The sequence below is a fragment of the Flavobacterium fructosi genome, assembly GCF_042787335.1.
Classification (GTDB): domain Bacteria; phylum Bacteroidota; class Bacteroidia; order Flavobacteriales; family Flavobacteriaceae; genus Flavobacterium; species Flavobacterium fructosi.
In genome coordinates, this window is sequence record NZ_JBHZQA010000001.1 from 283,733 (window position 1) to 296,995 (window position 13,263).

A 13,263-nucleotide genomic window follows, 5' to 3' on the forward strand; every position below is an offset into this window, starting at 1 on the left:
AATTATTTTATTAAAGGAAATTTCATGGTTACTTTTGTGCCTTTGCCTAATTCGCTTTCTAATGCAATTGTTCCTGAATTTTTTTCAGTGAATGTTTTAGCAATATATAATCCTAAACCGGTTCCTTGATAACCATCGGTATTGCTTGCTCTGAAAAATGTATTGAATAATTTAAGTTGGTCTTGCTTTGGGATACCTATACCAAAATCGATGATTTCAATGATAATTGTATCTCCAGTTGATGAAAGACATAGAACGACTTCTTCAAATTCTTGAGAGTATTTAAAGGCATTATTTAAAATATTAAAAAGAGCATATTCCATAAGCTTTTTATCAGCTTTAACGGTGAAAGTTAAGCCATTAAAATTTGTAGTTACCATTGGAAGATTCCTATTATTTAAAAAGCTATTGTCAATCATTTCAAGACAAAACTCTTTCAAATCAAATACGGTAGGGTTGAAATTAGTCTTTCCGGAATCTTCTTTAGAAATGGTCAGTACCGCATTCATTAGTTCAACTATTCGATCGATTTCCTCCGTAATAATCATTACTCGTTTTAGTAAGCGATTTCCATTTTCTAAATTTTGATTTTCTAAATACATAGAGATTAATTCAGCGCTAGCTCTAATTGTGGTCATAGGCGTCCTGAATTCATGAGAAATTGTGGAGACTAAATTGGTGCGTAATTCATTTAATTCCCTTTCTTTTGCAAGTGCTTTGTCAATTGCTTCTTCTTCTTTTTTTCGTATTGTTATATCTCGAGAACTTGATTGAAAACCAGTTATTTCTCCCTCTTTTTCAGTCAAAGTTGCTTTTGTTTCAAGCCAAATATAATTTCCGTTTCTTGCTTTAAACCTAGCAATTGTAGTATCATCTACTTTTTTAGAAATAAAATCATTAAAACTCACCTGAAGGTATTTTAAGTCTTCTGGATGGGCTAAATCGAGGGGTGATTTTTCTAACAATTCTTCAGGAGTGTAATCTAAGAGCTTTTGTATTGAGGGTGAAACATATTGGAAAGAAGTGTCTAAATTATGCAAACAAACCAAGTCGACCGTATTGTCTGCAAGAAGGCGATACAAGTTTTGGGCTTCGTTAAGCTGAATGGTTTTGTTGCGATTATTCTCCTCAATTAGTAATTTATTTTCCTCTTCGATCTTTTTTCTTTCCGTGATATCAATTATTTGCTGAATATAATGTTGAATTTCACCAATGTTATTTCGCACGACAGAAACAGATAAATTCACCCACACTAAAGATTTCTTTTTATGGATGTATCTCTTTTTCATATAAAAATTTGGTACCTCTCCGGAATCTAATTTCTTTTTATTTGCTAAACACTCTTGTAAATCCTCGGAATGTGTAATTTTATCAAATGTCAATGCTTTAAATTCTTCTTTAGAATAGCCTAATATTTCGCATAATGTATTATTGACTTCTATCCAGTAACCTTGTAAATTTATAATCGCCATTCCTACGGCTGAATGTTCAAACGCTCCTTTAAATTGTTCTTCACTTTGCTGTAGTTCATCTTGTAGCTTTTTTTCTTTTGTGATGTCGTGCATAGCGCCTATCATTCGGATTGCCTTGCCTTCATTATTTCGTATAATAACAGCCTTGTCTTTTACGTAAGCATAGGTGCCATCGGATTTTAAATAACGGTATTCTAGTGACCATTTGAGAAAAGACCCATTTAGTATCTTATCAGTGCTTTCGAGGTAGGTTTCTTTGTCCTCTCGATGAATAAATTTCATGCAATCTTGTCCTCTCACAATGTTATTCTCAAATTTATGTCCAAAAAGAATGCTATAACTCTCCCCAAGAAATATTTCATCAGTAATTATGTTCCAATCCCAAAGCGCATCTGAAGTAGCTTTACTAGAATAAGAAAAACGTTCATTGCTAATTTTTAAGGCATCTTCCGCATTTTTTTGTGCTGTAATATCATTAAAAGAGCATATTATATAGAGTAACTCCTTAAGATGTCCAAACACAGGTATCGCATCAACCAATAACCAAACTAAATCGTTATACATTGGACGATGAACGCCCATGACAATGTTGTTTATTGGCTTCAACTTTTGGAGCGCCCGCGGTACAGGATGTTCATCGGGAAGGAAAGGCGACCCATCAAGATGAATCACTTTCCACGAAGCATCAAAAGAGGTCTTGCCTAGCAGTTGATCTGGCGTAAGGCCAAGCATTTCGCAGGCTGCTATATTATTTTCTAATATTTCTGATTGCGGTCCTTGAACTAAAATCCCAACAGCTACATTCTGGAGAATACTTGTTGTAAGTTGTCGGCTTTTAAGAATTTCTTCTTGAAACGCCTTACTTTCAGTGATGTCAATACCAAAGCCTACCATCATTTCAAGGGATCCGTCGTCCCGAAAAACAGGAGTGAGTTTTCGGGTGTATAAGGTTTTTTTGCCATCCATACCATTAATTGTATCCTCCCATTCAATCATGCTTTTCGATTCTAAGGCTTGTAAAAACTTGGTGTGTCTGCTTTTCGCAAATGTATCATCTCTATTGGTATGTTTCGCATATTCAAAATCGTTTTTTCCTATGATGAATTTGCGTAGTTCATCACTTTTTATCGCAGCTGGATTTAAATAAATGTATTTGTGGTTGCTGTCAAAAACGGCTACATCAGTGGGAAGTCTGTCTAATATTTTTTCGTAAAATTCTTTTTGTTGTAATAGCTTCTGTTGAACCTCAATATACTCGGTAATGTCTCTACAATTGCCCACATAAATTTTTTTGCCCTCTTTTATCAATAATTTCAAATTGGTAGAATGCCATAGATAATGCCCTTTTTTATGTGAAATTCTGTAAGTCATTTCGTTATCACTTTTCCCGTTTTCTAATACATTATTCAAATGATTAATGCACATTTCCATATCTTCAGGATGTATAAATGAAGAAATATTTTTCCCAATAATTTCATCAGTTTTATGACCAAGAAAACTAATTAAGTTTTTAGATGCAAAAGTGAATATTCCGTCAAGGTTAAGTTCATATAATATTTCTTTTGAATTATCAATAAAAGATTGAAATTGAGTTTCTTTTTCTTTAATTTTATGGTGTAAATCTTCTTTTTGAATATGCAATTTCAATAAAGACTGAATTTGTAACACAGCGTGGTCTAGTGCCTTTAATTGTATTGGAGAGAGTTTTTTAGGTTTCGAATCCATTATGCAAAAAGTTCCTATAACTAAATTCTCATTAAGACATATTGGAAGCCCAGCGAAAAAATCTACTAAGTTTTCGGATTGATTAGAAACGTCATTCTTAATATCTGAAATAATTTTAATTTTATTCTGCTGAATAATATTCTCATTAAACGCTAATATATTAGGTGATAGAGGTATAAGATCTAAGCCTATTTTTGCTTTTACAGTTAGGTCAGTTAAATAATTTAATGATATAAAGACACAAGGGACTTCGCATATTTCTGATGTGAATAATAGAATGCTATTGAATTCTTTTTGAAAATCTACGGTTTTTGAAAATTTTATTTTTTTTAATAAATGCATTTTTTTAAATTTATTTTATACCAACAAATTATTAGACTGATTAATGCTTTCATTTATGAAATCAGAAATGTTTTACAAGAAATAAAGAAAAAATCCAGGTTAATGTATGCTGTAATTCAAATCCGTTTAGAGCAATTTTATAGTAAGCTGAACCCAGAAAATTTTCGTAAATTTATAATTAATTTTTGATAATATTGAACTTGATATAGTATCGGTCTGATTCTTTTTAAATTTTATTTTATACTTTCATTATTGTAAGCTAGATTAAAGTTACAAATGCAACTTTTTGATTAACATATAATTTGGTGTTTCAAAATTAAATCTTTTTCTTGGGCGGTTATTTATTTTCTCTTGAATTTCTATAATTCTTTCATTGGATATCGCTTCATAGGATGTCGATTTAGGAATATACTGTCTGATAAGTCCATTTAGATTTTTGTTAGCTCCTCATTCCCATGGACTGTATGGATTCGCAAAATAAAAATCAATTTCTAGTGCTGTTTCTATATCTTGATGTATTGCAATTTTTTGGCATTATCGGATGTTATCGTAAACAAATAGGGCTTCCAGTTCTGCAGTGACAATAGCTCCTTTGTGATTTTACCTATTATTAAATCTAGTTTCTGAAATTTTCATTAATCATAAGACTGTTTTATATTTCTTTTTCTCATTATGTAGTTACGGCAATAACATTATCATCTTTGGAAGTGTCAGAAATTTGTCTAATCCACTTTTTAATGTCTTGATGGTATGGTAAAACGAAAAAAAATGAATTGAAACTTGTTTTTTAATGATAACTATTAAAAAAAGTCTAAATGTTTTTTTTAGATTGATTAGCTTGAATTCAATTTTTTATAGAAATAATATTTTTTGTACAAAAGATTAACCTACAAGTAAAAAAATCTAAAAAAAAATAATTTTCAGAGTTACTATAGAATTAAAAAACGTTTTTAACGATATTTTAAATCTTTAGTACAATTTTTAGAGCAGTCAATAAAAACGGGATGTTTTTGTATGCAAAAGGTGAATTTTGAATTACAGTAATTGTAAAAAAAAAATTTAATCTAAAATGAAAAATTTTAAAAAAGAATTTGATGGCGATAGAAGTATTTCTATCGTGGAATCAAATGTGGTTTTAAAAATAAATAATAAAGAAACAATCTTTAATTTTAGAGAAATTAAACAGATTAAAATTGAAAAAGTTCAAGTTTTTTCTTTTAAATTGATAATTTTTAATAGTATTTTATTCTTAGTATATTTTTTGTACATTAAGAATAATTGCACGAATATCCCTTCTAATTTTGAACTCTTATTTTTTCTTGTATTTTTGTTACTGTCTTCTTTTTTTATTAGAGTTATTAAATATCAAATACTAATTATGGATATAAATTCCAAATATTTCAAATACAAAATTTATAGGAACGAGATGAATGATGCCTTTTTTTTTGCTAGGTCGATGAAAAGTAAAATTGGTAAATAAATACTTTTATTTATTTTAATTAAGTATAATTTATTTATACTTCCGATAATTCGTCAGGTTAAACGTTGTAACTTTGAACTTCAAAAAAACAACAACTTGATTTCAAAAGCTACTATAGATACTGTTTTCGAAACTGCTCGTGTAGAGGAGGTTATAGGTGATTTCGTACAGCTAAAACGTGCGGGAAGTAACTTTAAGGGATTAAGCCCTTTTTCTGAAGAGCGTTCTCCATCGTTCATGGTTTCTCCTGCCAAAGGGATTTGGAAAGATTTTAGTTCTGGAAAAGGAGGTAACTCTGTAGCTTTCCTAATGGAACACTCCCATTTTACATATCCGGAAGCTATTCGATATTTAGCGAAAAAATACAACATTGAAATCGAAGAAACGGAACAAAGCGATGAAGAAAAAGCCATTACTGATGTTCGGGAAAGTATGTATTTGGTTTCGGAGTTTGCAAAAACCTATTTTCATGATACCCTTTTTAATTCTGAAGAAGGTAAAGCAATTGGGTATTCCTATTTTAAAGAAAGAGGATTTACTAATGAGACTATTAATAAATTTAGTTTAGGATATTCACCGGAATCTTGGGATGCATTTACCAAAGAAGCATTAGGCAAAGGCTATAAATTAGAATTTCTGGAGAGTACAGGTCTGACGATTCCGAGAGATGACAGGCCGTTCGACAGGTTCAAAGGGCGTGTTATGTTTCCTATAGAAAGTATGTCAGGAAGAGTGCTAGGTTTTGGAGGTCGGATTCTTACCAATGATAAAAAAGCAGCCAAATACCTTAATTCTCCAGAAAGTGAGATTTACCATAAAAGTAAAGTCCTATATGGGATTTTTCAGGCTAAGCAGTCCATCGCCAAACTGAATAATTGCTATTTGGTTGAAGGATATACAGATGTAATTCAGTTTAATCAATCCGGCATTGAAAACGTTGTTTCTTCTTCCGGAACTGCATTGACGCCAGACCAAATTAGATTGATAAATAGGTTAACAAAGAATATTACGGTTCTTTTTGATGGTGATGCGGCAGGTTTACGCGCTTCGATCCGTGGAATCGATTTGATTCTGGAAGAAGGAATGAATGTAAAAGTGTGTACTTTTCCTGATGGTGAAGACCCGGACAGTTTTGCTAAAAAAACTTCCTATGACGATTTAGTTTTATATCTAGAAAATAATGCTAAGGATTTTATTCAGTTCAAAGCATCACTTTTGATGAATGAAGCCAAGAATGATCCCATCAAAAAAGCCGATTTAATCAGGGATATGGTAGTGAGTATTTCCAAGATTCCGGATAGAATTCAGAGAGAGATTTACATTCAAGAATGTTCTCGAATTATGGATATTTCTGAGCAGGTTTTGCAAAGTACCTTGGCGCAATTAGTTCAAAAAGATGTTTCTGAAATTGGAAAAAAACAAAAACAGGAACAACAAGCTTTTGAAGTTGTTAAAAATGAAAATCCAATAGATGCAGAAAAAGTAGATGTTTTATATCGATTGGAACGTAAAATTATTGAAATTCTGTTGTTATATGGAAATAAAACAGAAGAGTTTGAAGATACTTTTTTGAGAACAAACGAGGAAGGGGATATCGAAAATGTTATAGAAAAAAAGGAGTATAAAGTATATCAGAGAATCTATTTGAGCTTGCAAGAAGATGAGGTAGAGCTTGCTAATCCTTTGTTTAGAGCTATTTTTAATGATCTGATAAATTATTACCATCAGAATGAAAACTTCAGTTTAGAAATATATTTAATGCATTTGCAGCCTGATTTTGCACAGGAAGTTACGGATATTTTGATGGAAGATGAAAGAGTCGTATTGCACAACTGGGAAGGACAAAATATTTTTCCAAAGTCTAAAAATGAGACTATAAGTCAAAATGTTTCCGAAACAATACTAACTATGCGTTGGTATTTAGTGGGGAAAATAATTGAAGAATTAAAAAGCTCTCTATCATCTGAACCGAATTCAGATAATACAGAGCCTTTATCGTTGACGATGGATTACAACACATTAATTCATTCGTTTTCAAAAAAACTAGGAAGAGTAATGTCTAGATATTACTAGATTAAACTATTTCTAATGTTTTTGCTTTGTTTACTAAATCGACTAAATTAGTGACATTTAATTTTGTCAACAGACGTAATTTATACGTACTAATTGTTTTTTCGTTAAGAGTTAGAATTTCAGCGATTTCATGATTCTTTTTTCCATCACTTAAATAGCGTAAAACTTCTACTTCACGATTAGATAGCTTTCGATATAATCGTTCGCTCTTGCTTTGTTTTGCAATTAATGCAAGATTTTTCTTGACGGTTTCATTCATGATTATTTTTCCTTGATGGACTTTGATAATCGAAATGCCTAAGGTTTCTAGTTTCTCTTTTTTGTGAATAAACCCAGAAACACCAGCTTTTATTGCATTAGGTGCATAAATTTGTTCTGAAAGACCACTGAAAATAATAATTTTAGTTTTTGGGAAGTTTTTCAATACATTTTTCACTTCGAAAATGCTCGAAAGACCTTCTAATTCCAGGTCTAATATTAATACATCAATTTCTTTGGTAAGTAGTATATCCCGAACCATCAAAAAATTCCCAACATTGGCAACGATTGATATTTCTGCGTGATCCTTAAAGTAAGATTTTACTCCAAAATGCACTACGGGATAATTGTCTGCTAAGCATACTTTAATCATAGTTTTAATTTTTAGTGTTGTTTATATTTTGGATAGTAAATTTAATAAATAAATTCTGTAAATAACTGAAAATCAGTATAAAATGTAAATAATTTAGTTTATTTAAATTAAGCAGACCGGTATGGGTTTCATTTTATGTTGATTTATCTTATTTAATCGCTTGTAAATTTCGAAAACCGTTTTTTCTCTTGCTGAAAAATCGTCGGTTGATTTTCCTGTTTCAGCTTGAATCATTGCCCATTCTAATTCATCGTAACTAGCTCCTAATTGGTCTTCGTCGGTTCTTTCGTCTCCAAATAAGCCATCAGAAGGGGAAGCTTTTAAAATTGAATCCGGTATTTTTAAATAGCTGCCTAAAAGATATACTTCTGATTTTATCAAATCAGCAATTGGACTTAAATCGACGCCGCCATCGCCATATTTGGTAAAAAATCCAACGCCAAAATCTTCTACTTTATTTCCAGTTCCTGCAACCAATAATCCGTAAATACCAGCAAAATAATATAAAGTGGTCATTCGTAAACGGGCACGGCTATTTGCTAGGGATAAATGAAGTTTATTTGTGTCTACATTTTCTGGGACAATTTTCTTGAAAGATTCAAAAACGGAGGTTAAATCAGCTTCAATGCTGTTAACATTGGGGAATCTGTCTTTTAATTGTTGGATGTGCTCCCGTCCGCGCGATACGTGACTTTGGGCTTGGTGTATAGGCATTTCAATACATAAAACTTGTAATCCGGTTTGTGCGCAAAGGGTCGAGGTTACAGCAGAATCAACTCCACCAGAAATTCCAATGACAAACCCATTAACTTTTGCGTTTTCTGCATAGGTCTTTAGCCAATCTACAATATGTGTATTTGTTTTTTCAACTTGCATGGTGGTATTTTTAATCATAATAGTTTAGGTATTAAAAAGGAGAATGTATATTTGCAATATCATTCGTAATTTATTCGTTTCCCTATTACTTTGGCTACAAACTTAATTAATAAATATGAAAACACACTTGTTTTTGATAGTCTTTTGTCTCTTTTTTTTATCTTGTGATAAAAAACATACTATAGAAAACGCAGTTGATAAAATTCCTGTAGAAGTTGAAGTAGTGCGTTTTGACAAAATATTTTTTGAAACTGCGCCCCAGGATTTAGGAAAAATAAAAAAAAAGTTTCCGTATTTCTTTCCCGGTGGAAATGACGATCGTATATGGATTAATAAAATGCAAAATCCATTATGGAGAGAATTATATGGAGAAGTGCAAAAAAAGTATGGTGATTTTAAACCTGAAAAGGAGGATCTGAATTTACTTTTTAAACATATAAAATATTATTTCCCTAAGACCAAAACGCCAAAAGTTATTACAATAATCTCGGAAATGGATTATAATACTAAAGCCATTTATGCGGATAGTTTAGTTATTATTCCTCTTGAATTGTATTTAGGAAAAAACCATAAATTTTATCAGTTTCCAAATTATATAAAGCAAAACCTGGAGCAAGGACAAATATTGCCAGATATAGTTTCTAGCTTTTCTATTGGAAAAATTGCGCCCGTTTCAGATAAAAATTTCCTGAATCAAATGGTGTATTTTGGAAAACAATTATATTTAAAAGACTTACTTTTGCCGGATTATAGTGATGCGGATAAAATGGGCTATACGGCGGAACAAATTAAATGGTGCCAGGAAAACGAAAGTTATATGTGGCGTTATTTTATAGAAAAAGAAATACTCTACAGTGATGAGCAAAAACTACTGCCTCGTTTTATCAATGCGGCTCCATTTTCTAAGTTTTATTTAGAAATTGATAATGAATCACCAGGACGTGTTGGCACGTGGATTGGCTGGCAAATTGTACGTTCTTACATGAAAAATAATGATGTGACTATCACAGATTTATTCAAAACAGATGCAAAAGAAATATTCGGAAAATCAAAATACAAACCTAAAAAATAATGTCAGATAAAAATACATCAGAAATTAAATTTCTAATCGAATTAGACGATAATCGTGTTCCCGAAAAATTAATGTGGTCTGCTAACGACGGTGGAGTTGAGGCGCAGGAGGCTAAAGCTATTATGTTGTCTATTTGGGACAGTAAGGCCAAAGAGAGTATGCGTATCGATTTATGGACTAAAGATATGCCTGTAGATGAAATGAAAATTTTCTTTCATCAAAGTTTAGTGGCTATGTCTGAAACATTTAAACGCGCTACTGATGATGAAAAAATGGCGGATACTATGAAAGATTTTTGCGATTATTTCGCAGAAAAATTGGAGCTGACGAAATAAATTAGATTCAATATCTTAAAAACGAAATCCCAAAACTGTTATTTAAGTTTTGGGATTTTATTTGTTTTTAAATAAGAGAATCAAATTTCTAAAACTGATTGTTGTTTTTGAAAACTTCTTGATTTACTTCGTCAATATAACTTAATAATTCTTCTTTACCTGTAGATTCAGTTGCTGAAGTAACAAAATAATGAGGCATTTCGGCCCAGTTATTAGCAAACATTTTCTTTTTGTAAGCTGCAACGTGGGAGTCAATTTTTACTTTGCTGATTTTATCTGCTTTGGTAAAAACAATACAAAAAGGAATTTCACTTTCTCCCATATAGGACATGAATTCAATATCAATGGTCTGGGCTTCATGACGAATATCAATTAAAACAAAAGCACAAACTAATTGCTCTCTTGTTTCAAAATAATCAGTAATGAATTCCTGAAAAATAGATTTTGTCTTTTTAGAAACTTTAGCGTAGCCATAACCCGGTAAATCGACAAGAAACCAATTGTTATTAATTAAAAAATGATTGATTAATTGTGTTTTTCCAGGTCTTCCAGACGTTTTAGCTAATTTCTTTTGATTAGTCAGCATATTGATCAATGAGGATTTACCTACATTTGATCGGCCTATAAAAGCATATTCTGGCATAAAGTCTTTGGGACATTTGGCCACATCAGAGTTGCTAATAATAAATTCGGCAGTATTAATTTTCATGATTTGCGTATCTAATTATTCTTTTTTTTAAGCGTGTACTTGCAAATGGGTTACTGATAACCACTCTTCCAGCAAACGATTAAATTCTTCAGGCTGTTCCATCATGGCAGCATGGCCACAGTGGTCAATCCAATATAAAGTAGAATTTGGTAATAATTTATTAAACTCTACCGCAACATCAGGAGGAGTTACCTTATCGTTTTTACCCCAAATAATACAAGTTTGTACATGCATTTTTGGTAAATCTTTACCCATATTATGACGAATGGCACTTTTGGCAATCGTCAATGTTTTGATTAATTTTATTCTGTCATTTACGGAGGCATACACTTCATCAATAAGTTCTTTAGTTGCTACTTTTGGATCATAAAATACATCTTCTGCTTTTTTCTTAATGTATTCGTAGTCACCTCTTTTTGGATAACTGTCTCCCATAGCACTTTCGTAAAGCCCAGAGCTACCAGTTATTACGAGACCTGCTACTTTTTCAGGATACATTTTCGTGTGATATAGAGCAATATGTCCTCCTAGCGAATTTCCTAAGAGAATTACTCGTTCTAAGCCTTTAAACGTAATAAAATCTTTGACGTATTTTGCAAAACTCTTAACATTGGTTTTTAGAATGCTTTGAGTGTAAATTGGTAGATCAGGGATTATTATTTTGTATCCTTTGTTAGAAAAATAACTGGCAACAGCATCAAAATTACTTAATCCGCCCATCAAGCCGTGAAGGATGACAATAGGGATTCCTTCTCCCGCTTCATAATAGCTGTATCTACCTTCTTTTTTATAGTATTTTTCCATGTTTTTAGAATCCGGATTATCAATTTTGACAAATATAGGATTTAAAAAATAAAAATAAATTTTTACGACAATTTTAATTAGTTAATTCTATTGGCCAATTATGATAAATTTTACTGGTTTAGGATCTAAAATGTTAATTATTTGCTCTTTTTTCACAAAAGTAAAATTGAAATTGTAAGGTGTCTTTTAATCTTGTTTTTTAATGATGTTATCTTTCTTACAAATAAAATAAAATTGACATAACACTCTGATTGTCCAAAAATTAAGGGTTTTTATTCTAAAGTGGTTAAACTTATTAACAAAGTGGTATATAGTGGTAAAATGTGGTAATATTTTTTATATTTTTGCTCTACACCATTTAATATATTTTGTTTGGATACAATTGTAGGAACATATGAATGTAAAGTTGATGCTAAAGGAAGGTTGCTATTGCCGGCTCCTTTGAAAAAGCAGTTGGCCTCTTCTCTTCAAAACGGATTCGTTTTGAAGCGTTCCGTTTTCCAGCAATGTCTGGAACTGTACCCTATGCAGGAATGGCTGTTGATGACGGAAAAAATTAGTAAACTCAACCGATTTGTTAAGAAAAACAATGACTTTATTCGCAAATTTACCGCTGGAGTGAAGGTAGTTGAGATAGATGCTTTGGGGCGATTATTAGTGCCAAAGGATTTAGTGCTTTTTGCTGGTATTAGTAAAGAGGTAGTGTTTTCGTCAGCAATCAATATTGTGGAAATTTGGGATAAAGACTTGTATGAGAAATCTATAAGTGATGAAGAAATAGATTTTGCTGATTTAGCAGAAGAAGTAATGGGAAATATAAATAACAACGACGATGGAATATCATAATCCGGTTTTGCTTCACGCCTCAGTAGATGGTTTAAATATTAAACCTGACGGTATTTATGTTGATGTGACTTTTGGTGGCGGTGGTCATTCAAGAGAGATTTTAAAAAGGCTTGGCCCAAACGGAAAGTTATTTGCTTTTGACCAAGATGAGGATGCGTTAGCAAATGCTTTGGACGATGAAAGGTTTACGCTTATTAACGAAAATTTTAGGTTTATAAAGCGTTTCCTTCGTTTTTACGGAGTGAAAAGTGTTGATGGGATTTTAGCTGATTTAGGTGTTTCATCGCATCAGTTTGATGTTGCAGAAAGAGGTTTTTCGACCCGATTTAATGCAGAGTTGGATATGAGAATGAGTCAAAAAAATGATTTGAATGCCTATCGTGTGGTTAATGAATATGATGAGGCGAACCTGAAAAGAGTATTCTTGGATTATGGAGAATTGAAAAATGCACCTGTTTTAGCAAGAACGATTGTAGAAGCAAGAGAGGAGCAATCAATCAAAACCACAGATAAATTGAAAGAGGTATTGGCGAAATATTTACCGGAAAGAGTTAGAAATAAAATATTGGCTCAAATCTATCAAGCGATTCGTATTGAAGTAAATCAAGAGATGGATGTTTTGAAAGAGTTTTTGGAACAATCCTTAGAAATATTAAATCCAAGCGGTAGATTAAGCGTGATTTCGTATCATTCTTTAGAAGATAGATTGGTAAAACGATTTATGAAAAATGGCATGTTTGAAGGAGAACCTGAGCGTGACTTTTTTGGTAATTTTTCGGTTCCATTTAAAACTGTTGGTAAATTAGTTGTGCCGGATGCTGCTGAAATAAAAGAAAATAACAGAGCGAGAAGTGCTAAATTACGAATAGCGGAAAAGATATAATTAGTTGTATAAAAA

Annotated in this window: 10 protein-coding genes; 5 read left to right on the forward strand and 5 right to left on the reverse strand. The window is 31.8% G+C overall.

Annotation, left to right across the window (positions count from 1 at the left end; translation table 11 throughout):
- Positions 1 to 2 precede the first annotated feature (2 nt).
- Positions 3 to 3,539, reverse strand: coding sequence for a PAS domain-containing protein (locus ACFX5D_RS01240; RefSeq protein ID WP_379856459.1), 3,537 nt, complete (start codon positions 3,537 to 3,539; stop codon positions 3 to 5).
- A gap of 1,576 nt (positions 3,540 to 5,115) precedes the next feature.
- Here ACFX5D_RS01240 and dnaG point away from each other — a divergent pair.
- Positions 5,116 to 7,092 (forward strand): DNA primase, encoded by a 1,977-nt coding sequence (gene dnaG, locus ACFX5D_RS01245; RefSeq protein ID WP_379856460.1) that lies wholly within the window; start codon positions 5,116 to 5,118, stop codon positions 7,090 to 7,092.
- Between the two features lies 1 nt (position 7,093).
- On the opposite strand, the gene ACFX5D_RS01250 is transcribed toward dnaG, so the two are convergent.
- Together ACFX5D_RS01250 and nadE are read right to left on the reverse strand one after the other, a co-directional pair.
- The gene (locus ACFX5D_RS01250) at positions 7,094 to 7,723 is read right to left on the reverse strand and encodes a LuxR C-terminal-related transcriptional regulator (protein WP_379856461.1); all 630 of its coding nucleotides are present in this window, start codon (positions 7,721 to 7,723) and stop codon (positions 7,094 to 7,096) included.
- 102 nt (positions 7,724 to 7,825) lie between these two features.
- Complete coding sequence (nadE, locus tag ACFX5D_RS01255) at positions 7,826 to 8,617, reverse strand: NAD(+) synthase (protein WP_379856462.1); 792 nt, start codon at positions 8,615 to 8,617, stop codon at positions 7,826 to 7,828.
- Between the two features lie 97 nt (positions 8,618 to 8,714).
- Between nadE and gldB the strand changes: the two genes are divergently transcribed.
- Both gldB and gldC read left to right on the forward strand, forming a co-directional pair.
- Positions 8,715 to 9,671 carry a gliding motility lipoprotein GldB gene (gldB, locus tag ACFX5D_RS01260; protein ID WP_379856463.1) on the forward strand — a complete coding sequence of 319 codons (957 nt, stop codon included), beginning with the start codon at positions 8,715 to 8,717 and terminating at the stop codon, positions 9,669 to 9,671.
- Positions 9,671 to 10,006 carry a gliding motility protein GldC gene (gldC, locus tag ACFX5D_RS01265; RefSeq protein WP_379849518.1) on the forward strand — a complete coding sequence of 112 codons (336 nt, stop codon included), beginning with the start codon at positions 9,671 to 9,673 and terminating at the stop codon, positions 10,004 to 10,006. The genes gldB and gldC overlap by 1 nt, the downstream gene beginning before the upstream one ends.
- 88 nt (positions 10,007 to 10,094) lie before the next feature.
- Here the strand turns inward: gldC and yihA are convergent, their stop codons facing one another.
- Both yihA and ACFX5D_RS01275 read right to left on the reverse strand, forming a co-directional pair.
- Positions 10,095 to 10,715 (reverse strand): ribosome biogenesis GTP-binding protein YihA/YsxC, encoded by a 621-nt coding sequence (gene yihA / locus ACFX5D_RS01270; protein ID WP_379853568.1) that lies wholly within the window; start codon positions 10,713 to 10,715, stop codon positions 10,095 to 10,097.
- 27 nt (positions 10,716 to 10,742) lie between these two features.
- Positions 10,743 to 11,519: an alpha/beta fold hydrolase gene (locus ACFX5D_RS01275; RefSeq protein WP_379856464.1), complete on the reverse strand. Its 777-nt coding sequence runs from the start codon at positions 11,517 to 11,519 to the stop codon at positions 10,743 to 10,745.
- A gap of 372 nt (positions 11,520 to 11,891) precedes the next feature.
- On the opposite strand from ACFX5D_RS01275, the gene mraZ reads away from it, so the two are divergent.
- A complete protein-coding gene (mraZ, locus tag ACFX5D_RS01280; protein WP_379856465.1) occupies positions 11,892 to 12,365 on the forward strand; it encodes a division/cell wall cluster transcriptional repressor MraZ in 474 nt (157 codons plus the stop codon).
- A complete protein-coding gene (gene rsmH / locus ACFX5D_RS01285) occupies positions 12,340 to 13,248 on the forward strand; it encodes a 16S rRNA (cytosine(1402)-N(4))-methyltransferase RsmH (protein ID WP_379856754.1) in 909 nt (302 codons plus the stop codon). Before mraZ ends, rsmH begins: the two co-directional genes overlap by 26 nt.
- Positions 13,249 to 13,263: the final 15 nt, after the last annotated feature.

Coding starts and splice junctions, on each gene's coding strand:
- ACFX5D_RS01240 (WP_379856459.1), bottom strand. CDS start 3,539: ATGCATTTATTAAAAAAAATAAAATTTTCAAAAACCGTAGATTTTCAA.
- gldB (WP_379856463.1), top strand. CDS start 8,715: ATGAAAACACACTTGTTTTTGATAGTCTTTTGTCTCTTTTTTTTATCT.
- gldC (WP_379849518.1), top strand. CDS start 9,671: ATGTCAGATAAAAATACATCAGAAATTAAATTTCTAATCGAATTAGAC.
- nadE (WP_379856462.1), bottom strand. CDS start 8,617: ATGATTAAAAATACCACCATGCAAGTTGAAAAAACAAATACACATATT.
- ACFX5D_RS01250 (WP_379856461.1), bottom strand. CDS start 7,723: ATGATTAAAGTATGCTTAGCAGACAATTATCCCGTAGTGCATTTTGGA.
- yihA (WP_379853568.1), bottom strand. CDS start 10,715: ATGAAAATTAATACTGCCGAATTTATTATTAGCAACTCTGATGTGGCC.
- ACFX5D_RS01275 (WP_379856464.1), bottom strand. CDS start 11,519: ATGGAAAAATACTATAAAAAAGAAGGTAGATACAGCTATTATGAAGCG.